The organism is Streptomyces pseudoechinosporeus (assembly GCF_054783935.1).
The window spans coordinates 165,054-185,513 of record NZ_BAAGPS010000024.1 but is presented as its reverse complement, the minus strand read 5'-3'; the positions used below and the strand labels follow the sequence as shown (position 1 = coordinate 185,513).

The 20,460-nt window shown below is 69.6% G+C and carries 18 protein-coding genes and 1 pseudogene; 12 read left to right on the top strand and 7 right to left on the bottom strand.

Annotation, left to right across the window (positions count from 1 at the left end):
* Positions 1 to 55: 55 nt before the first annotated feature.
* The 3 genes from ACYVO6_RS26240 to rhaI all read right to left on the bottom strand — a co-directional run bounded on the left by ACYVO6_RS26240 (position 56) and on the right by rhaI (position 4,854).
* A complete protein-coding gene (locus tag ACYVO6_RS26240; protein WP_461065483.1) occupies positions 56 to 1,507 on the bottom strand; it encodes a rhamnulokinase in 1,452 nt (483 codons plus the stop codon).
* A gap of 8 nt (positions 1,508 to 1,515) precedes the next feature.
* On the bottom strand, positions 1,516 to 3,555 hold the full coding sequence (locus ACYVO6_RS26235; RefSeq protein ID WP_461065193.1) for a bifunctional aldolase/short-chain dehydrogenase: 2,040 nt from the start codon (positions 3,553 to 3,555) through the stop codon (positions 1,516 to 1,518).
* Positions 3,556 to 3,693: 138 nt separating this feature from the next.
* Positions 3,694 to 4,854 (bottom strand): L-rhamnose isomerase, encoded by a 1,161-nt coding sequence (gene rhaI, locus ACYVO6_RS26230; RefSeq protein WP_461065191.1) that lies wholly within the window; start codon positions 4,852 to 4,854, stop codon positions 3,694 to 3,696.
* A gap of 273 nt (positions 4,855 to 5,127) precedes the next feature.
* Between rhaI and ACYVO6_RS26225 the strand changes: the two genes are divergently transcribed.
* From ACYVO6_RS26225 to ACYVO6_RS26185, 9 genes and pseudogenes are all read left to right on the top strand, one after another.
* Complete coding sequence (locus ACYVO6_RS26225; protein ID WP_461065189.1) at positions 5,128 to 6,645, top strand: sugar ABC transporter ATP-binding protein; 1,518 nt, start codon at positions 5,128 to 5,130, stop codon at positions 6,643 to 6,645.
* A complete protein-coding gene (locus tag ACYVO6_RS26220; protein ID WP_461065187.1) occupies positions 6,642 to 7,682 on the top strand; it encodes an ABC transporter permease in 1,041 nt (346 codons plus the stop codon). Before ACYVO6_RS26225 ends, ACYVO6_RS26220 begins: the two co-directional genes overlap by 4 nt.
* On the top strand, positions 7,675 to 8,688 hold the full coding sequence (locus ACYVO6_RS26215; protein ID WP_461065185.1) for an ABC transporter permease: 1,014 nt from the start codon (positions 7,675 to 7,677) through the stop codon (positions 8,686 to 8,688). Before ACYVO6_RS26220 ends, ACYVO6_RS26215 begins: the two co-directional genes overlap by 8 nt.
* A 37-nt stretch (positions 8,689 to 8,725) precedes the next feature.
* Positions 8,726 to 9,808, top strand: a complete 1,083-nt coding sequence (gene rhaS, locus ACYVO6_RS26210) for a rhamnose ABC transporter substrate-binding protein (RefSeq protein ID WP_461065183.1) — start codon at positions 8,726 to 8,728, stop codon at positions 9,806 to 9,808.
* A gap of 17 nt (positions 9,809 to 9,825) precedes the next feature.
* Positions 9,826 to 10,146 (top strand): L-rhamnose mutarotase, encoded by a 321-nt coding sequence (locus tag ACYVO6_RS26205; protein ID WP_461065181.1) that lies wholly within the window; start codon positions 9,826 to 9,828, stop codon positions 10,144 to 10,146.
* Positions 10,147 to 10,200: 54 nt separating this feature from the next.
* A complete protein-coding gene (locus ACYVO6_RS26200) occupies positions 10,201 to 11,625 on the top strand; it encodes a BNR repeat-containing protein (protein ID WP_461065179.1) in 1,425 nt (474 codons plus the stop codon).
* Positions 11,626 to 11,704: 79 nt separating this feature from the next.
* Entirely contained in the window at positions 11,705 to 12,730 is a 1,026-nt protein-coding gene (locus tag ACYVO6_RS26195; protein ID WP_461065177.1) for a LacI family DNA-binding transcriptional regulator, read from the top strand.
* Between the two features lie 10 nt (positions 12,731 to 12,740).
* Positions 12,741 to 12,875, top strand: a pseudogene (locus ACYVO6_RS26190) (alpha/beta hydrolase); the annotation flags it as partial.
* Between the two features lie 64 nt (positions 12,876 to 12,939).
* Positions 12,940 to 13,683 (top strand): PIG-L deacetylase family protein, encoded by a 744-nt coding sequence (locus ACYVO6_RS26185; protein WP_461065175.1) that lies wholly within the window; start codon positions 12,940 to 12,942, stop codon positions 13,681 to 13,683.
* 15 nt (positions 13,684 to 13,698) lie between these two features.
* Here ACYVO6_RS26185 and ACYVO6_RS26180 read toward each other — a convergent pair whose 3' ends face one another.
* The gene (locus ACYVO6_RS26180; RefSeq protein ID WP_461065173.1) at positions 13,699 to 13,899 is read right to left on the bottom strand and encodes a DUF5999 family protein; all 201 of its coding nucleotides are present in this window, start codon (positions 13,897 to 13,899) and stop codon (positions 13,699 to 13,701) included.
* 177 nt (positions 13,900 to 14,076) lie between these two features.
* Between ACYVO6_RS26180 and ACYVO6_RS26175 the strand changes: the two genes are divergently transcribed.
* Together ACYVO6_RS26175 and ACYVO6_RS26170 are read left to right on the top strand one after the other, a co-directional pair.
* Positions 14,077 to 14,907 carry a pentapeptide repeat-containing protein gene (locus ACYVO6_RS26175; protein WP_461065171.1) on the top strand — a complete coding sequence of 277 codons (831 nt, stop codon included), beginning with the start codon at positions 14,077 to 14,079 and terminating at the stop codon, positions 14,905 to 14,907.
* Positions 14,908 to 15,013: 106 nt separating this feature from the next.
* Positions 15,014 to 15,754, top strand: coding sequence for a DUF2470 domain-containing protein (locus ACYVO6_RS26170; RefSeq protein WP_461065169.1), 741 nt, complete (start codon positions 15,014 to 15,016; stop codon positions 15,752 to 15,754).
* A 208-nt stretch (positions 15,755 to 15,962) separates the two neighbouring features.
* Here the strand turns inward: ACYVO6_RS26170 and ACYVO6_RS26165 are convergent, their stop codons facing one another.
* The 3 genes from ACYVO6_RS26165 to ACYVO6_RS26155 form a co-directional block, all read right to left on the bottom strand.
* Entirely contained in the window at positions 15,963 to 17,201 is a 1,239-nt protein-coding gene (locus tag ACYVO6_RS26165) for a lactonase family protein (RefSeq protein ID WP_461065167.1), read from the bottom strand.
* A 106-nt stretch (positions 17,202 to 17,307) separates the two neighbouring features.
* Complete coding sequence (locus ACYVO6_RS26160; protein WP_461065165.1) at positions 17,308 to 18,558, bottom strand: FUSC family protein; 1,251 nt, start codon at positions 18,556 to 18,558, stop codon at positions 17,308 to 17,310.
* 136 nt (positions 18,559 to 18,694) lie between these two features.
* Positions 18,695 to 19,189 (bottom strand): FBP domain-containing protein, encoded by a 495-nt coding sequence (locus tag ACYVO6_RS26155; protein WP_461065163.1) that lies wholly within the window; start codon positions 19,187 to 19,189, stop codon positions 18,695 to 18,697.
* Positions 19,190 to 19,364: 175 nt separating this feature from the next.
* On the opposite strand from ACYVO6_RS26155, the gene ACYVO6_RS26150 reads away from it, so the two are divergent.
* Positions 19,365 to 20,342, top strand: a complete 978-nt coding sequence (locus ACYVO6_RS26150) for a phosphotransferase family protein (RefSeq protein WP_461065161.1) — start codon at positions 19,365 to 19,367, stop codon at positions 20,340 to 20,342.
* Positions 20,343 to 20,460 lie beyond the last annotated feature (118 nt).

Below are 20,460 nucleotides of genomic sequence, written 5' to 3'. Positions count from 1 at the left end.
ACGCGCCGACGGGGAGGGGGCCCGGGCCCACCGGGCCCCGTTCAGCGGTTCTGGCTCACCGGGCGGTGAGCCGGGCCTCCGCCGAGCGCCACGCCACCGTGTCACCCCGCGGTTCGTACCGCTCCAACGGCTGCGTACGGGCGAGGAGTTGCCGCATCGCTGTACGGTCGCCGACCAGGCCGTTGGCCCGCGCCTGGACCAGGACGTTGCCCAGGGCGGCGGCCTCCGCCGGGCCCGCCACGACCGGGAGCCCGCAGGCGTCAGCCGTCAGTTGGCACAGCAGGGCGTTGCGAGTGCCGCCGCCGACAATGTGGACGACATCGACCGGGTGGTCGGCGAGCGCCTGGGCTTCGGCGATCGCCCGCCGGTGGGCCAGGGCGAGTGAGTCGAGGATGCAGCGGGTGACCTCGGCGGGGGACTCGGGCACGGGCTGGCCCGAGTCCCGGCACGCGTCGGCGATACGCGCGGGCATGCGGCCGGGGGCCAGGAATGCCGCGTCCCCGGCATCCACGACGGACCGCAACGCCGGCACCTCGGCCGCCGCGTGCAGCAACTCGGTCAACTCCGGTTCTCCCCAGGCCCGTAGACACTCCTGGAGCAGCCACAGCCCCATGATGTTCCGGAGATAACGGACAGTGCCGTCAAGCCCCAGCTCATTGGTGAAGTTGGCCGCCCGGCTCGCCTCAGTCAGGACCGGCGCGTCCAGCTCCAGGCCTGCGAGCGACCAGGTGCCCGTGCAGATGTACGCGAAGCGCTCTCCGCCGGTGGCCGGGACGGCGGCCACCGCGGACGCCGTGTCGTGCGAACCGACCGTGATCACCGGAACCGGACCGGTCAGCCCCGTCTCTTCCAGGACCTCGGGGCGCAGCAGGCCCGCCGGATCCCCGGGCCGCCGCAGTGGTGCGAACAGCCCCAGGTCAATGCCCAGGCGCGAGGCGACATCGTGTGCCCAGTCGCGGGTGCGCGGGTCGATCAGCTGGGTCGTCGAGGCGTTGGTGAGCTCCGTGCCCGGCTCGCCCGTGAGCCAGTACGTCAGCAGGTCCGGGATGAGCAACAGCCGCTCGGCGTACGCCAGTTGAGCCGACTCGCGAGCCGCCGCCAACTGGTACAACGTGTTGAAGGGCGCGTACTGAAGGCCCGTACGCGCATACAGCTCGTCCGCCGGAACCGTCGCCCACACCTTCTCCGCGACACCTTCGGTGCGCGTGTCGCGGTAGTGCACCGGGTTGCCGAGCAGCGCCCCGTCCGCGTCCAGCAGCCCGTAGTCCACGGCCCAGCTGTCGATGCCGATCGAGTCGACCTGCCCTGCCGTACGCAGCCCGTCGAGAACACCGGCGTACAGCGAGAGGATGTCCCACCGCAGCCCCTCGGGGGTGCGCACCGGCCGGTTCGGGAAGCGGTGCGCCTCGGTGAGGCCGAGCGAGTCCGGCCCGACGCGGCCGACCATGACGCGCCCGCTGGACGCGCCGAGGTCGACCGCCGCGTACGACTTCACCGGAGCCGACATCGGAGCCGTCATCGCAGGAAGGCGGCGGCGACGCCGGCGTCGACGGGAATGTGCAGGCCCGTGGTGTGGGTCAAGTCCCCACCGGTCAGGGCGAATACGGCGCCCGCCACATGCTCGGGGAGCACCTCGCGCTTGAGGATGGTCCGCTGGGCGTAGAACTCGCCGAGCTTCTCCTCCTCGATCCCGTAGGTGGCCGCGCGCTGTGCGCCCCAGCCGCCCGCGAAGATGCCCGAGCCGCGCACCACACCGTCCGGGTTGACGCCGTTGACGCGGATCCCGTGCTCGCCCAACTCGGCGGCCAGCAGCCGGACTTGATGCGCCTGATCGGCCTTGGTCGCCGAATACGCGATGTTGTTGGGACCCGCGAAGACGGCGTTCTTCGAGGCGATGTAGACGATGTCGCCGCCCAGGCCCTGCTGGGTCATCACCCGGGCCGCCTCGCGCGAGACGAGGAACGAACCGCGGGCCATGATGTCGTGCTGGAGATCCCAGTCCTTCGCCGTCGTCTCCAGGAGGGGCTTGGAGATGGAGATTCCGGCGTTGTTGACCACGAGGTCGACTCCGCCGAAGGCGAGCACCGCCGCTTTGAAGGCCTGGGCGATCTGCTCCTCGGAGGTCACGTCGACGGTGACGGAAACGGCCTTGTCGGGGCCGCCCAGCTCCTCGGCGACCTGGGCGGCACCCTCCGCGTTCAGGTCCGCGACCACGACACACGCGCCCTCGGCCGCGAGCCGCTGCGCGATCGCCTTGCCGATTCCGCTGCCCGCACCCGTCACCAGCGCGACCCGCGTCGCGAGCGGCTTGGGCTTCGGCATCCGCTGGAGCTTGGCCTCCTCAAGGGCCCAGTACTCGATGCGGAACTTCTCCGACTCCTCGATCGGCGCGTACGTGGAGACCGCCTCGGCCCCGCGCATCACGTTGATCGCGTTGACATAGAACTCGCCGGCCACCCGCGCGGTCTGCTTGTCCTTGCCGAAGCTGAACATGCCGACACCGGGCACGAGCACGATCGCCGGGTCGGCGCCGCGCATCGCGGGGGAGTCGGGCTGGGCGTGGCGCTCGTAGTAGGCGGCGTACTCCTCGCGGTACTCGGCGTGCAGTTCCTTGAGGCGGGCGATCGACTCGTCGACGGAAGCGGTCGGCGGCAGGTCGAGGACGAGCGGCCTGACCTTTGTACGGAGGAAGTGGTCGGGGCAGGAGGTGCCTAGGGCCGCGAGGCGCGGGTGCTCCGCACTCGCGAGGAAGTCCAGGACCACTTCGGAGTCGGTGAAGTGTCCGACCTGCGGACGGTCCTGCGAGGCGATGCCACGGATGACCGGCGCCAGCGCAGCGGCCCGCTCCTTCCGCTCGACGGAGCCGAGAGCCGCGTATCCCTCGATCACCGGCCCGAACGGCTCATCCTTCCCGCGCTCGGCCAGGAACGCCTCGGCGGTACGGATGATGTGCAGCGAGTTCCGCTCGCACTCCTCCGAGGTCGCGCCCCACGCCGTGATCCCGTGCCCACCGAGAACGCACCCGATGGCCTGAGGATTGGCCTCCTTGACGGCCGCGATGTCAAGGCCGAGCTGGAACCCGGGCCGACGCCACGGCACCCACACCACCGTGTCACCGAAGCACTCGGCGGTCAGCTTCTCCCCGTCGGCGGCACACGCGAGCGCGATGCCGGAGTCGGGGTGGAGGTGGTCGACATGGGCCGCGTCCACGAGCCCGTGCATGGCCGTGTCGATGGAGGGAGCCGCACCACCTTTCCCATGCAGGCAGTAGTCGAACGCGGCAACCATCTCGTCCTCGCGCTCAACGCCCGGATAGACGTCGGTGAGCGCCCGCAGCCGGTCGAGGCGGAGAACGGCCAGCCCTGACTCCTTCAGGGTGCCAAGATCGCCACCAGATCCCTTGACCCACATCAGTTCGACGTCGCCGCCGGTCACGGGATCGGTGTCAGTGCCTTTGGCGGACGCGTTGCCGCCGGCGTAGTTGGTGTTACGGGGGTCGGCGCCGAGCCGGTGAGAACGGGAGAGGAGGGCATCGGCTTCGGGGTGGGGTGCCATGGGTTTGATCAGTCCTTACGTGATGTTGTTAGCGGAGGGTGATTGGAGCGCCCCTTAAGGGGCGCGGGGAACTGCGCGACCAGCCACGTACGGCCCGCAGCCTGCAACCGGACTTACCCGGCAGACGAGACGCAGCGATCAGGCCCCCCAACCCGCCTGCTCCCCACCAACCCGCTCCTCAGCAATCTTCGAAGCCCACCCAGACCGGCGGTACGCCCCCATAGGGTCGGGGTCCAGCCCCATCTCCTCGCGCACCTCGCGCAGCAACGGCCGCACGTCAGTGTTGTACGCATCCATGAGCACAGCGTTCGCCTCAAGAACGTCACCGGCCCGCTGGGCGGCACCCAAAGCCTCACGATCAACCCGGAGGGCCTTCGCGGTGGCTTCCTGCACATTCATCACCGACCGAATGATCGCCGGAATCTTCGCCTCGATGTTGTGACACTGATCGAGCATGAACGCGACGTCAGGCGTGAACCCACCCCCCCGAATCACCTCGTACATGATCCGGAACAACTGGAACGGATCCGCAGCCCCGACCATCAGGTCGTCATCGGCATAGAAGCGCGAGTTGAAGTCGAACCCCCCGAGCTTCCCCTCACGCAGCAGCGTCGCGACGATGAACTCGATGTTGGTGCCGGGCGCATGGTGCCCGGTGTCCACCACGACCTGCGCCTTCGGCCCGAGCTTGAGGCAGTGCGCGTACGCGGTGCCCCAGTCCGGAACATCCGTCGTGTAGAAGGCGGGCTCGAAGAATTTGTACTCAAGGAGCATCCGCTGGTCGTCGCCGAGCCGCTCGTACACGGCGGCCAGCGCCTCCGCGAGCCGGTCCTGGCGCTCGCGAATGTCGTCCTGGCCGGGATAGTTCGTGCCGTCCGCGAACCACAGCTTCAGGTCCTTGGACCCTGTGGCGTCCATGATGTCGACGCACTCGAGCAGGTGATCAAGGGCCTTGCGCCGCACCGCCGGGTCGGCGTGGCAGACGCTGCCGAGCTTGTAGTCGTCGTCCTGGAAGGTGTTGGAGTTGATGGTGCCGAGCTTCACGCCGCGGTCCTGGGCGTACTTGGCCAGCGCGGCGTAGTCGTCGACCTTGTCCCAGGGGATGTGCAGCGCCACGGTCGGGGCGACGCCCGTATAAGCGTGCACCTGCGCCGCGTCGTCCAGCTTTTCGAAAGGATCGCGCGGCACTCCGGCCTGCGCGAACACCTTGAAGCGGGTCCCCGAATTCCCGTACGCCCATGACGGCGTCTCTACGGCCTGGGTCTTGAGGGCGGCCTTCACCGCGGCGAGCTCGGTCACTTCGGGACTCCTGTGACTTCGGGTCTGGAAGACGTCTTCTGAAGGGCATCGGTCTGAAACGATTCAGAACGCGAAGCTATGAGCCGTCCGAAGGGCTGTCAAGTCCTCCTGCAAGGACTTCGTTCCGTGACTCGGTTGTGACCTCTGGCTATCGAAATTTTCGTCCGGGACCCATTGACGTGACCTGGGTGACCTGCCTAACGTCCCGGCAACCCAGTTGAAACCTTTCACGACGTCGTGAGGCCCCCGCCCCGCGTCGCTGAGGAGCCCCTCATGACCCACCCGTCCGACACGGGTCCGGCCCCCGTGCTGGCGCTGAAGGACATCTCGAAGTCCTTCGGCGCCGTACGCGCCCTGCGGGACGTGTCCCTGGAGTTGTTCCCCGGCGAGGTGCACGCCCTCGCCGGAGAGAACGGCGCGGGCAAGTCGACCCTCATCAAGGCGCTCGCCGGGGTGCACCGACCGGACGCCGGCCAGGTGCTGCTGGACGGTGAGCCCACCGTCTTCCATGGCCCCGCCGACGCCCGGGACGCGGGCATCGCCGTGATCTACCAGGAGCCCACGCTCTTCCCCGATCTGTCGATCGCCGAGAACATCTTCATGGGACGCCAGCCCCGCCGCGCCCTCGGCCGTATCGACCACAAGGCCACGCACAACGCGACGCTGGCCCTGATGCAGCGCCTCGGTGTCGAACTCGACCCCGACCGCCCGGCGCGCGGACTGTCCATCGCCGACCAGCAGATCGTCGAGATCGCCAAGGCGCTCTCCTTCGACGCCCGCGTCCTGATCATGGACGAGCCGACCGCCGCCCTCACCGGCAGCGAAGTGGCCCGTCTCTTCGGAGTCGTCCGCACCCTGCGCGAGCAGGGCGCCGCGGTGCTGTTCATCTCGCACCGACTGGAGGAGATCTTCCAGATCTGCCGACGGGTCACGACCCTGCGCGACGGCGCCCTGATCTCGAGCGAGCTGCTGGACGGCATGACCGAGGACGATCTCGTACGCCGCATGGTCGGCCGCGATCTCGAAGAGCTGTACCCCAAGCAGGAAGTGCGGGCGGGCGAGGTGGCGCTGAGCGTGCGCCGGCTGACCCGCGAGGGCGTCTTCACCGACATCTCCTTCGACGTCCGCCGCGGCGAGATCGTCGGACTCGCCGGGCTCGTCGGAGCCGGTCGTACGGAGGTGGCGCGAGCCGTCTTCGGCGTCGACCGCTGGGACGCCGGCGAGGTCGAGATCGACGGCAAGGCGCTGACCAACGGGGCGCCCTCCACCGCCATGGCCGCCGGGCTCGCCCTCGTCCCCGAGGACCGGCGGGCCCAGGGCCTGGTGATGGACATGTCGATCGAGCGCAACATCGGCCTCACCGGCCTGCGTACGACCGTGAAGGCGGGCCTCATGGACCGCGGCGCCGAGCGCAGCCGGTCCCTCGACTGGGCGGTCAAGCTCCAGGTCAAGTACGCCCGCATCGCCGACACCGTGAACACACTGTCCGGCGGCAACCAGCAGAAGGTCGTCCTCGCCAAGTGGCTCGCCACCGGCCCGAAGGTGCTGATCGTCGATGAGCCGACGCGGGGCATCGACGTCGGCACGAAGGCCGAAGTGCACCGGCTGCTCAGCGAGTTGGCCGCCGACGGGGTCGCCGTCCTGATGATCTCCTCCGACCTGCCCGAAATTCTCGGCATGGCCGACCGCGTGCTCGTGATGCACGAGGGCCGGATCACCGCCGAGATCCCCCGCACCGAAGCCACCGAGGAAACCGTGATGGCCGCAGCCACGGGGAGGGCCGCCGCATGACGGTGACCGCTCCCAATCCCGCGCCCGCCGCCGAGGTGGCGAAGTCGAGCGGTACGCGACTTGTCGACCGTGTCTTCAAGATGCGCGAACTCGCCATCCTGGTCGTCTTCCTGGTGATGATCGCCGTTACCCAGGCGGGCAACAGCGAGTTCCTGTCCGAGCAGGGCATCAAGGACCTGCTGCTGAACGCGACCATCCTGATGCTGGTCGCCACCGGCCAGTCGCTGGTCGTGATCACCCGGAACGTCGACCTGTCGGTCGGCTCGACCCTCGGCATCAGCGCCTTCGCCGCCGGTACGTACCTCCAGGGCGGCGGCAACTCCGTCGTGGCCATCGCCCTGGCCGTCCTGCTCGGTGTCGGCATCGGGCTGCTGAACGGACTGCTCGTCAGCCTCGGCCAGGTGCCCGCCCTCGTCGTCACCCTCGGCACGCTCTACATCATCCGCGGAGTCGACTCGATCTGGGTCGGCTCACGGCAGATCACGGCGGCCGACCTCCCCGACGGATTCGCGGACTTCGGCTCCGGCGGCATCTGGGCGGTGCCCTATCTCGCCCTGATCGCGCTGGCCGTACTGATCGCCACCGCCTACTACCTCAAGCACTTCGGCAGCGGACGCGAGCTGTACGCGCTCGGCTCCAACCCCGAGGCCGCCCGGCTCGCCGGCATCCAGGTACGCAAGCGGATCCTGGTCGCGTACACCTTCTGCGGAGCCCTCACGGGTCTCGCCGGCGCGCTGTACCTGGCCCGGTTCGGCAACGTCGACTCCGGCACCGGCAACGGCTACGAACTCACCGTCGTCAGCGCGGTGGTGGTCGGTGGCGTCGTCTTCACCGGCGGCTCCGGCAGCGTCTACGGCGCCGCACTCGGCGCCCTGCTGCTGACCTCCATCAACAGCGTGCTGCCCGCCCTCGGCGTCAGCTCCGTGTGGGTGCTCGCCATCAACGGCATCCTGCTCATCCTCGCCATCGCGGTCGACCGCATCGTTGCCCTGCGCGTGGCGTCCGCCCTGAAGAAGAGGAACGCCCGCCATGGCTGACTCGCCCCTCGCGCGCGCCGTCCGCTGGGACACGGTCGTCGGCGCCCTCCTCATCGTCGTCCTGCTGCTGTCCTTCACCACCGTCGACGGCTTCGGCAACGCCCTCAACCTGTCGTTCCTGATCGGCAACACCCTGCCGATCGCGCTGATCGCCCTGCCGATGACACTGCTCGTGGTGTCCGGCGAGATCGACCTCTCGGTCGCCTCCACGGCCGGACTGTCCGGTGCCGTGATGGGCGCGCTGTGGAACCAGGGCATGACCATCGAGACGATCATCCCGATCTGCCTGCTGCTCGGAGTGGTCTGCGGGCTGATCAACGGCCTGCTGGTGACCCGTCTCGGGCTGCCCTCCCTCGCCGTCACCATCGGCACCCTCGCCGCCTACCGGGGCATCGCACAGATCGTGCTCGGCTCGGACGCGGTGACCGACTTCCCCACCCAGTACCTGGACTTCGCGTCCGGACGCATCGGGGACACCTTCATCCCGTACGCCTTCTTCCCCTTCCTCGTGCTGCTCGCGATCGCCGTGGTCGCGCTGCACGCCACCCCGTTCGGGCGCTCGCTCTTCGCGATCGGCGCGAACGAGGAGGCCGCACGGTTCGCAGGCCTCCGTGTGAGGCGGCAGAAGCTGATCCTGTTCACCCTGACCGGCCTGATGGCCTCGCTCACCGGCATCTTCTGGGCGCTGCACTACGCCAGCGCCCGCTACGACAACGCCACGGGCCTCGAACTCTCCGTCGTGGCCGCCGTGTTGCTCGGCGGCATCGACTTCGACGGAGGCAAGGGCACGCTCGGCGGCGCGATCGCGGGAGTCTTCCTGCTCGGCGCGCTGCAGAACGTGATGAGCATCCAGGACGTCTCCGCCCAGTCGCAGATCGTCGTCACCGGCGTACTGCTCGTCGTCTCCGTGCTCGGCCCCCGGGTCGCACGGCAGATCTCCACTGCGAGGGCGGGCCGAAGAGCCGCCTCGGCGCCTGTTTCCAAGGCCCCCACCCCGACCTCGTAACCCTTTCTCCGCTCACCCTCGTAAAAGGACCACCGTCATGCGCAAGTCATCGATCCGCCGCAGCGCCGTCGCGCTCGCCGCCGTCACCTCGCTCGCCCTCGCCGCCACCGCCTGCGGTGGCACTACCAAGGAGGACGTCAGCAATGAGGGCGGCGCCGCCGCCAGCGCCGGCAAGGCCGACCCGAACGCCGAACTCAAGAAGGGCCTGACCGTCGGCTTCCTGCCCAAGCAGGTCAACAACCCGTACTTCACCACCGCCGACAAGGGCGGCGAGGCGGCCCTCAAGGAGCTGGGCTCCAGCTACAAGGAGGTCGGCCCGTCCAGCGCCACCGACACCGCCGGCCAGGTCTCCTACGTCAACACGCTCACCCAGCAGCAGGTCGACGCGATGGCCGTGTCCGCGCAGGACCCGGGCGCCCTGTGCACCGCGCTCAAGCAGGCCATGAGCAACGACATCAAGGTCGTCACCTACGACTCCGACACCAAGCCCGACTGCCGCAACGCCTTCGTCTCTCAGGCCAGCGCCGAGGACCTGGGCCGTACCGAGGTGCAGCTGCTCGCCGAACAGATCGGCTACAAGGGCGAGATCGCGGTCCTGTCCGCCGCGCAGACGGCGACGAACCAGAACGTCTGGATCGACTTCATGGAGGACGAGCTCAAGGATCCCAAGTACAAGGACATGAAGCTCGTCAAGGTCGCCTACGGTGACGACGACGCCCAGAAGTCCTTCCAGCAGACCCAGGGCCTGCTCCAGGAGTACCCGAACCTGAAGGGGATCATCTCCCCGACCACCGTCGGCATCAAGGCGGCCGCCCAGTACCTGTCCGGCTCCAAGTACAAGGGCAAGGTCAAGCTGACCGGCCTCGGCACCCCGAACGACATGCGCAAGTACGTCAAGAACGGCACCGTCGAGGCGTTCGAGCTGTGGAACCCGGCGGAGCTCGGCGAGCTGGCCGCGCGTACGTCCGTGGCGCTGGCCTCGGGCCAGATCACCGGCAAGGAGGGCGAGAAGTTCACCGCCGGTGACATGGGCGAGTACACCATCGGCAAGGACGGCGTGATCAACCTCGGCAAGCCGACCGTGTTCGACGCGAAGAACATCGACGACTTCAACTTCTAGGCCCCGGAGGGTCCTTGATGCAGCGCGTGTGCTTTCTGCTGAAGGTCCGCGAGGACCGGATCGCCGAGTACCGCGAGCGGCACGCCGCCGTGTGGCCGGAGATGCTCGAAGCTCTCTCGGCCACCGGCTGGCACAACTACTCGCTCTTCCTGCGCGAGGACGGCCTGCTCGTCGGCTATCTGGAGACCGAGGACTTCGAGGCCGCCGTGGCAGGCATGGAGGCCGCCGAGGTCAACGCCCGCTGGCAGGCGGAGATGGCGCCGTTCTTCGAGTCGTTGGACGGCGCCCGGCCCGACGAGGCCATGAAACCGCTCACCGAGGTGTTCCACCTCGCCTGACACAACCCGCCCCACAGAAGTGCTCGATCTCGCCCGACAAAGGAGTCCCCCGAGATGAGAAGACGTACGCTGCTGGCCGGCACCATCCTCAGTGCCGTGGCCGGCCCGGCCCTCGGCGCCGGCGCCGCACGGGCCGCCGACCCCGGCCCCTCGGTCACCCGCATCGGCAGCAGCCGCCTCGACGCGCAGGCCATCTTCTTCGTGTCGTACGACGGCCTGGTCAACAACAACTCGTTCCAGAAGAACGGCCTGTTCACGTACAAGGGCTACCAGTACGCCACCTGGTACACCGCCGACCGTAACGCCGTCGTCGGCCGCCGCGCCCTCGGCGCGAGCACCTGGTCCACCGTCAAGGTCGGCCACACCCTGCGGTACAACGACTCCCACAACGTGATCTCCATGGGCGTCTCGAAGGTCGACGGCCGGCTGCACCTCAACATGGACTCGCACAGCGACGGCTTCACCTACGTCAAGTCGGTGGCCGGGCTCCTCGACAACCCCGCCGGGCTGAGCTGGACCGCGAGCCGCTTCGGCGCACCGCAGTCCACCCTCGACGGACTGGCGCTCACCTCGCAGTTCACCTACCCGCAGTTCATCTCCACCCCCGAGGGCAGGCTCCAGCTCAGCTACCGCGTGGCGGTCTCCGGCAACGGCCGCAACGCGCTCGCCGAGTACGACGGCACCCGGTGGACCAACCTCGGTGAGTGGACCAGCTCCACCGGCACCTACTCCAGCGAGCACGGCTCGAGCACGGCCCGCAACATGTACCTGCATGGCATCGACTACGACCGCAACGGGCGCCTGCACGCCATGTTCACGTGGCGCGAGCAGAACAACGCCGTGATGTGCAACAGCGGCGGCATCACCAACCACGACACCGGCTACGTCTACTCGGACGACCGCGGACGCACCTGGCGCAACAACGCGGGCACCGTGGTCGGCACCACCGGAAGCTCCGACCGGGTCTCCGTCAACGACGCCGGACTGGTCGTGGACCCGCTCAACCCCGACCACTCGCTGATGAACCAGGAAAGCCAGTTCACCGACTCGGCCGGCCGCCCGCACGCCATCATCAGCTACGTACCGGGCCGTTTCGGCCAGTGCACCACGAACTACGTCGCGAACCGGACGGCCAACGGCCGGGCCTTCCTCGTCCGCAAGAGCTCCTCCGGCGCCTGGCAGAAGACCGAGATACCGGTGCCGCTGAACTCCAGCCAGCGCACGAAGCTCGTCCTCGACAAGTACAACAACGCGTACGCGATCTTCCCGTTCGGCCGGATCGCCGGTGCCTCGGTGGCCTCCGGACACACCGACTGGAGGATCCTGTTCGACGGCGCCGGGCTCAACGCCTTCGGCGAGGTCGTGATCGACGAGATGCGCATCGCGCAGGACGGGGTCCTGTCGGTCATGTACCAGGAGAAGTCCAGCGGTACGACACCCTCGGCACTCCATGTCGTCGACTTCCGGCTGCCCGCGTGAGCGCTGCTCGTGGCGGTGGGCGCGCCGGTAATGTGAGGGCCTGCCCGCCGCCCCTCGTCACCCTGGAGGTTCCTGCCTGATGGCTCAGTCGGTGGGTATCAAGGACGTCGCCCGCGTCGCAGGAGTCTCCGTGGGGACCGTCTCGAACGTGATCAACCGGCCGGACACGGTCGCCTCCGAGACGCGAGCCCGCGTGCAGTCCGCCATAGACCGGCTCGGCTATGTCCGCAGCGAGTCGGCGCGGCAGCTGCGGGCCGGACGCAGCCGGATCATGGGCCTGCTCGTCCTGGACATGGGCAACCCCTTCTTCGTGGACGTGGCGCGCGGCGCCGAGCGCGCCGCCCGCGAGGCCGGGCTCGGCGTGATGGTCTGCAACAGCGCGCAGAGCCCGGGCGAGGAGGCCGAGTATCTGTCACTGTTCGCCGAACAGCGGGTACGGGGCGTGCTGTTCACGCCCGCCGACGCGACCGGGCGGAACATCGCGGCGTTCCGCCGCCACGGCATTCCGTTCGTGCTCGTCGACCGGGTCGCCGAGGGCACCACCGAGTGCTCGGTCTCGGTCGACGACGTGGCGGGCGGCGCGCTCGCCGTACGGCATCTGATCGACGCCGGGCACCGCTCCATCGCGTATGTGAGCGGGCCGCCCGGCCTCAACCAGGTCCGCGACCGCCGCACGGGCGCGCTGAACGCGCTGGCCGAGGCGGGGCTCGGCGCCGACCGCCTGCGTGAACTGCCCACCGAGCGGCTCGACGTGGCGGCGGGCCGCGACGCCGGCGCCCGGCTCCTCGGCCTTGCCGAGCGCCCGACCGCCGTCTTCTGCGCCAACGACCTGCTCGCGCTCGGCGTCCTGCAGGCCATGTTCGCGGCCGGGGTCTCGGTCCCCGACGACCTCGCGATCGTCGGCTACGACGACATCGAGTTCGCGGCCGCCGCCGCCGTCCCCCTCACCTCCGTACGCCAGCCCGCCGTGACCATGGGCGCCCTCGCCGCGGAACTCCTCCTGGAGGAGACCGAGTCCGAGACGGCACCGGTCCCGCACGAGCACCGAAGAGTCGTACTCCAGCCGGAACTCGTCGTACGCCGCTCCAGCCTGCCCCCGCGCTGAGGAGCATGTGCACTCGCTGCGGACGGCGCGCAGCATCCGGGGGCTGCGTGCCTGGGTGACGAACGAGTTCGAGTACGACGGGGTACGGGCCGACGGCTCGCGCGGACTGGACCGGCTGATCGCCCTGTCGCGGGACGCGGTCTGAACGGTTACCGCTCTGCCCGGATATCGCTCTGCGCACACGACCGGGCCGCACTAATCTGCGCACCATGACGGAGCCGACGGACGACCAGCTCAAGCCCATGCCCGACGACTGGCAGCGTGCTCTCGCCGTGGTGGCCCATCCGGACGATCTCGAGTACGGCTGCTCGGCCGCGATCGCCGCGTGGACGGACGCGGGCCGGGAGGTCGCGTATGTGCTGGCGACCCGTGGTGAGGCGGGCATCGACACGCTGGAGCCGGCCGAGTGCGGGCCCCTGCGGGAGCGGGAGCAGCGGGCCAGTGCGGCTGTCGTCGGGGTGAGTGAGGTGGAGTTCCTCGACCACAAGGACGGGGTCGTCGAGTACGGGATCGCGCTGCGGCGGGACATCGCGGCCGCGATCCGCAAGTACCGGCCCGAACTGGTCATCACCCTCAACCACCGGGACACCTGGGGCGGGGTCGGCTGGAACACCCCGGACCATGTCGCTGTGGGGCGGGCCACGCTCGACGCCGCCGCCGACGCGGGGAACCGGTGGATCTTCCCCGAACTGGCCGACCAGGGCCTCGAGCCCTGGAACGGGGTCCGCTGGGTCGCCGTCGCTGGTTCGGCGAGCCCCACGCACGCGGTGGACGCGACGCCGGGGCTGGAGCGGGCGGTGCGGTCTCTGCTCGAGCACCGCACGTACATCGAGGTGTTGACGGACGAGGACCCTGAGACGTACGTCCGTGGCTTCCTGACCGGCTACGCGCAGACGATGGGCGAACGCTTCGGCGGGAAGCCGGCCGTGGCCTTCGAGCTGTTCGGCCGGTAGGTCAGACGGCCACGATCAGGCGGCCACGGTCAGCGGGCCGAGGTCGCGGTGCGGGTTGACGATGCGGCCGTCCGGGAGGAGCTCGCCGGTGTCGTCGAAGACGATGGTGCCGTTGCACAGCCGGTACCAGCCCTGCTCGGGATGTGCGGACACGATCACGGCGGCGTGGTGGTCGGGACTCTCGGCGCTCGGGCACGGGGGCTGGTGGGTGCACATGACGCTCTCTCCTCGGGTTCGTGTGGCTCGTACCTATGGGCTCGTATCTCTGTAGTAGCGGAGCTTGTTTTCCTCTGTATGTGGAGACCCCCACAGGACCGGAAATTCATCGGTGAGGATTCGTTCGGTGGAGGGGAGTCGGATGGGTCCGGCCGAGCCCGACGTAGGCTGACCGGCATGCCGGACCACCCCCTTGACCTCCACGATCTGCGCGCGGACTGCACCCGCTGCTTCGGCCTGTGCTGTGTCGCGCTGCCCTTCTCGGCCTCGGCGGACTTCGCGGTCGACAAGGAGGCGGGGAAGCCCTGCTCCCACCTGCGCACCGACTCCCGCTGCGGTATCCACACCGAGCTGCGGCAGCGCGGCTTCACCGGCTGCACCGTCTACGACTGCTTCGGCGCCGGGCAGCAGGTCTCGCAGGTCACCTTCGGCGGGGAGGACTGGCGGACGGGGACGCCGGAGCGCGCCCGGCGGATGTTCGACGTCTTTCCGGTCGTACGGCAACTGCATGAACTGCTCTGGTACCTGACGGAGGCGCTGACCCTGCCCGCCGCCCGCCCGGTGCACGCCGACCTGAGCCGACTGCTCCGCGAGACCGAGCGGCTCACGCGCCAAACCCCGGAGGGACTGGGCGAGTTGGACGTGGGTGCGCACCGGCAGCAGGTCAACGAATTCCTGCTGCGGACGAGCGAGCTGGTGCGGGCGGGGACCCGTGGTCGCAAGAAGGACCGCCGCGGTGCCGACCTCATGGGCGCCCGCCTCAAGGGAGCCGATCTCAGGGGCGCCAACCTGCGCGGCGCCTACCTCATCGCCGCCGACCTGACCGGCGCCGATCTACGGGGCGCGGACCTCATCGGCGCGGATCTCCGCGATGCTGACCTCACGGACGCGGACCTGACCGGCGCCTTCTTCCTGACCCAGCCCCAGCTCAACTCGGCCCGGGGCAGCGCGGACACGAGGCTGCCGGGGTCAGTCAGCCGACCCGTGCACTGGACAGCACAGCTCTGAGGGCGATCGGCCGTCTCCTGTATTACCTGTGAAAAGGGCCTGACGTGGTTGGCGTGAGCTTAGATCTTGGGTAGCTTAGGCAAGGCTTACCTAAGGGAGGTTTGGGATGGGTGACCGTCACACGTGGACCGCCGTGCCGGCAACGGCTCAGCGTGCCCGCTCCGTGCTCGCCACGGCCTGGTCCTGCGCGGTGACCGCCGAGGGCGGCCGCGAGGAGTTCATCGGCGTCCACACCGTCGCCGAGGACGGCCGCGTGCTGCTGCACCTGCCGGACGACAGCATGCTCACCGCTGCCGCGATCTGCGCGCCACGCGGCGAGCCGTCCGCCGTCCTCGAGTTCGCCGATGTGGCGCCCGTCCCCGTACGCAACCGCATCCGCGCCCGGCTCTGGATGGCCGGCTGGTTCGCGCCCGAGGAGGGACACCTGACGTTCAGCCCGACCCGCATCGTGCTGCGCGACGGCGGCGGGGCGGTCGTGGTCGACCGCGACGAGTACGCCCGCGCCGAACCCGACCCGCTGGCCACCGCCGAGGCCCGGCTGCTGACCCACCTCGCCGACTGCCACCCGGACGCCGTCGAGCGGCTCACCCGCCTCGTCGAGCCGGACAGCCTGCACGGCGCGGTACGCGTCCAGCCGCTCGCCGTCGACCGGCACGCGCTGACCCTGCGCATCGAGCGCTCACGCGGCCACGGCGACGTACGACTGCCCTTCCACCGGCCCGCCGACGACCTCGGACAGCTGACGGAACGCATGCACATTCTCCTCGCCCAGGCCAGCGCCGGAAACTGCCCCCGCGCGCTTGGGTCTGTCTCTCGGATCAGTCCGACTCCGGAAGACGGTGCCTGACCAAGCGTGGGTGAGCGGGGTCTGGTGCGTGCAGCTGCAAGGCGGAGGATTGAGTCGACGCGATGGGGGTCCCCCCGCGCGAGCTCGATTCGAGCGTGGGGGAGTCGGCGATTGACGACAACGCGGCTGGGGGTCCCCCCAAGCCCTTAAGGCAGTGGGGGAGGGCGTGCCGGGGCCCGCGTCCCCGGAGTGATCCGAGAGACAGACCCTAGAGCGGCAGCGCACAGACGGCGACGGGTGACGCGAACGGCTCGCCCGTGAGCCGTAGTTCGCCGGACTTCCCGTCGACGTGGAAGACGCTGACCGTGCTCGACTTCTGGTTCGCGGCGAACAGCAGATTCCCGCCCGGCGAGAAGGCGATGTGACGCGGGAAGTCGCCGCGCACCGGCACGGTGTCCAGCAGCCGCAGCCGGGCTCCGTCCGCCTCGACGGCGTACCGGGTCAGGCTGTTGTGCCCGCGGTTGGCGAGATACGCGTACGAGCCCTTCGGTGTGACGAGCAACTGCGCCGGGTAACTCGTGCCCTCGCCCGTGCCCGTGGACTGCGGATCCCCTGGCGTCAGCCGTCCCGTCGCCGGGTCGTAGGCGCACACCGTGACCGTGTTGTCGACCTCGTTCGCCAGATAGGCGAAGCGGCCCCCGGGGTGGAAGGTGAGATGGCGCGGGCCCGCGCCCGGGCGTGTGCGTGCCTGGGAGACGGGGCGGAGTGTGCCCGCGGATTCGTCCAGGCGGTATGTGTAGACCGTGTCCGTGCCCAGATCGACCGCCAGCACATGGCCGCCGTCCGGACTGGTGATGAACTGGTGCGCGTGCGGCCCCTCTTGGCCGGGGCCGGGCGGCGGGCTGGAGTGCGTCACCAGATCCGTACGCTCGCCGAGCGCGCCCGAGGCCTCGATGGGGTGCACCGCCACGCTGCCGGACCCGTAGTTGGCGCTCAGCAGCCAGCGCCCGCCGGGGTGCACGGACAGATGACAGGGGGCGGCGCCTCCCGTGACGCGCGTGCCAAGCACCTTGTGCCGCCCGCTCGTTGACAGCCGGACCGCCGTCACGCCGCCGTCCTCACGCTCGTTGACCGCGTAGAGCGTACGGCCGTCCGGGTGCGCCGCGAGATAAGACGGGTCGCCGATGCCGGTGAGGGTTCCCGTGCCGGTGATACGGCCCGTCGTGATGTCGTACGTCGCGAGTCCGATGCCGGTGCCGCCGCCCTCGGCCGAGGTGTACGTGCCGAGGAACAGGGGGCGGGGGCCGGTGGGGCGGGGCTTCGCGGAGGGGGACGCGGCGGGCGCGGGGGTCGTGGGGGTCGAAGTGGCGCCCTCGGGGCGGTCCGGGGTGTCCGGCTGGGTGCCGCAGCCGGCCGGGGCGGTCGCCGCGGCTGCCGCGAGCGCCCCGACCTCGACGAAACGGCGCCTGCTGAGCGCGCCTCGCACCGGTTCCGCACCCTTGCTCATGCCTGCACCCCTGGTCTCGATCGCCTCGGCCGTGACAGCCACCTTGGCTGCCGGCGGCGGTGCGGGGCAAATGCGGCAGCAGGGGTTGCGCAGGATGCAATGCCGCTCACGCAGCTCGGTCCGAGGCGGTACGACGCTTCCGCCGGAGGTCGCGCAGACGGCGGCGTATGCGGGTCAGGCTGGGCATGCGTTCGCGCTGCTCACGTGTGCAGCGGTCCAGTTCCTCCAGCAGCCGATCGGAGCGGTGCTCCATGTCGAGTTCGTCGAGGATCCGGGTGACCTCGGTGAGCACCGCGCCGTACAGCTGCCACTGGCGCGCGTCCCGCTGAACCTCGTCGAGCAGCAGCTGGGCCAGCTTGTCGCGGGTGGCGGTCGCCGAGGCGAGTTCGGTGGCGAGCCGGGCCTCCGCGGACTCCGCGCTGCGGCTGACGTCGGTGGTGACCAGGACGGCGAAGCTGACCACGGCGTCGCCGACCTCGGCCAGCAGCTGCTCCGCCGCCGCGCCGGTCTCCCGCTCGAACAACCGCTCGTCGGGAGCACGCATCCTGGCGAGATCGGTGAGGCTACGGGCGAGCACCCGCAGGACCACCGTGCAGATCTCCAGCGTGTCGAGGCCGGTGCGCAGGACGACCCGGTGCAGCAGCCCTTCGCGCACCCGGGGATTGAGCTTCAGGCTGTCCTCGGCCTGCTTGAGGGCCGCGTCCACCTCGACGATGTCGTGGTCGAGACGGCGGGCCTCGTACAGGCGTTCCGCCGCGTACGCCACGGGGGTGCGCCCGCCCGCCTCCTCGCCGACCAGCAGCATCAACTGCCGCATACGGCGCGCCAGGTCCTCGATGGACTCTCCGGCCGCGCCCACCCACACCGGGGGAGCGAAGAGCAGATTGAAGCCAAGCCCGACCACGGCTCCGATAAAGGTCTCCAGGACCCGCGCCCAGGCCGTGTCGCCGACTCTGGTGACGCCGAGGACCAGCATCGCGCTGATCGCCACCTCGGGCACGAACTCGCTGACCCGCACTAGGTGGCCGACGGCCAGCGAGGCGAGGATCAGCAGACCGAGGCTCCACCAGGTGAGTCCGACGATGGCGCTGAAAGCGATGGCGAGGAGCACGCCGGCCACCACGGAGTTCACTCGGCGTACGCCCGTGGTGAGCGTGGAGTAGAGGGTCACCTGGACGACGAGGAGAGCGGTCAGCGGAGCGGTGAGCGGTGCCACCTCCGGGCTGAACTGCAGCGCGACCACGTACGCGATCGTCGCGGCCGCGGCCGACCGTACCGTCTGGACGATCACCGGCTCCTGGCGCCACTTCGCGGCATGGGCCGCGGCGGCGGCCCATGCCTCACGTACATCCCGCATCTTTGGCCACTTCCCGTTCCGCAGCCGCACCGAACGTGTCCGGACGGTGCGGCTCACCCGGAGGGACGGCGGGGACACGCCGGCCGAGCGGTCAGTCTGACACGGGCCGGGTCGCGGCCCGGGTGGCGGGCCGGGGTCAGGCGTACAGCTTGTCCAGGAAGGCGGAGAGATGGCCCGTCGTCCGGGCGATCTGCTCCTCCACCGTGAGGCTCTCCTCGATGCGGAGTCCGGACTCCGGGATCTTCTTGCCGCGTACGTACAACGAGCAGGCCAGGTCGGCGCACATATAGACGCCGACGGAGTTGCCCTCGCGGCCTGCCGCGCCCGCTTTGCGCGCCGTCATCAGACAGACCCCGCTGCCCGGGTGGGTCGTCATACACAGGGAGCACATGCTGCGATGCAGGAAGCCGCGCTGCGAGGACGGAAAGCGCAGGGTCACGCCGACGAGCCGGTCCTCGCGCTCGGTGACGAGATAGCTGCGGTCGGGCGCTCCCGGATCTCGCCAGCCGAGGAAGTCCAGGTCGTGCCACGGGCGTTCGGCCAGGTCGCGCGGTATCGCCAGGCGTTTGGCCTCGCCCTTGGAGCAGTTGATAAATGAGTTGCGGATGTCCTGCTCAGTGAGTGGTCTCATCGTGCGGGTCCTTGTGGGGAGTCGGGGCTGTCAGCCGGTCGGGCCGGTGGCAAAACCTAGGAGCCCTAGGTTTTGGCCTACGCTACATAGTCGTATCGAGGTGCGCTAATGGATTTCGGGGACCCGTACGCTGTACCCGAACCAGAGGCCGGACCATGAACGGGGAAGGGGCAGGATGTCGAAGGAGCGGGCTCAGCGGATCCTTGAGGCGGTCGGGGTGTCGGGGGAACGGCTTGCCCGCTGCCGGTCGTTGGACGGGGGGACGTACAACGCCGTCGAGGAGCTGCTGCTCGACGACGGCAGTCGTTACGTACTGAAGGTCCCGCCCCCGTCTGCCGCCCCCGGTATGAGTCACGAGCGTGAACTGCTCGCCTCCGAGGCGGAGTTCTACCGCGCCGCCGCCACAGTCGACGTGTCCGCACCGCGTGTGGTGGGCGTCTGCCTGGACGAGTCCGCGTCCACCGGGCGCTATCTGCTGATGACGGCATGCCCGGGGGAACCGTGGGACTCCTCCCTCACGGACGGCGAACAGGCCAGCCTGCGTGGGGAGTTGGGGCGGCAGGTGGCCCGGCTGCATCGGGTGACCGGGCCCGGCTTCGGGTACCCGTCCGGTGCCCTCGGGCCGTTGGCCGGTGACTGGCGTACGGCCTTCGCCGCGATGTACGACGCCGTTCTGGATGACGCCCGCCGCTATCGTGCGTGGCTGCCCCGGCCGGTGGACGAGATCGCCCGGGCGGCCAAGGCCGCGTACGACGCGCTCGACGAGGTCTCGGAGCCGTGCCTCGTGCACTTCGATCTGTGGCAGGGGAACATTCTGGTCGAGCGCCCGGAGGGCAGCGCGTCACCCGTGATCGGTGGACTGATCGACGGCGAGCGCATGTTCTGGGGCGATCCGCTGGCGGACTTCGTCTCTCTGGCGCTGCTCGGCGACATCAAGCAGGACGAGGCGTTCCTGGCGGGCTATCAAGAGGCGGGCGGCCACGCCGAGTTCACCCTCGCTGCCCGTCGACGTCTCGCCCTCTACCGCAGCTACCTCTACCTGATCATGCTCATCGAGATCGTCCCCCGAGCCCAGGTCGACGAGCGCCAGTCCTGGGTCCGCGACGTCGTCTCGCCGGAACTGACCGCTGCCCTGGACGAACTCGACGTGTGAGCGCTCCGCTGGGTAAGGCGGTTTCGAAACCGTGGGTTCGTTGTGGCTGGTCGCGCAGTTCCCCGCGCCCCTGAAAGACTGCGCCTTCCGGTAACGAAGCTGGGGGGCGTCGCGTACC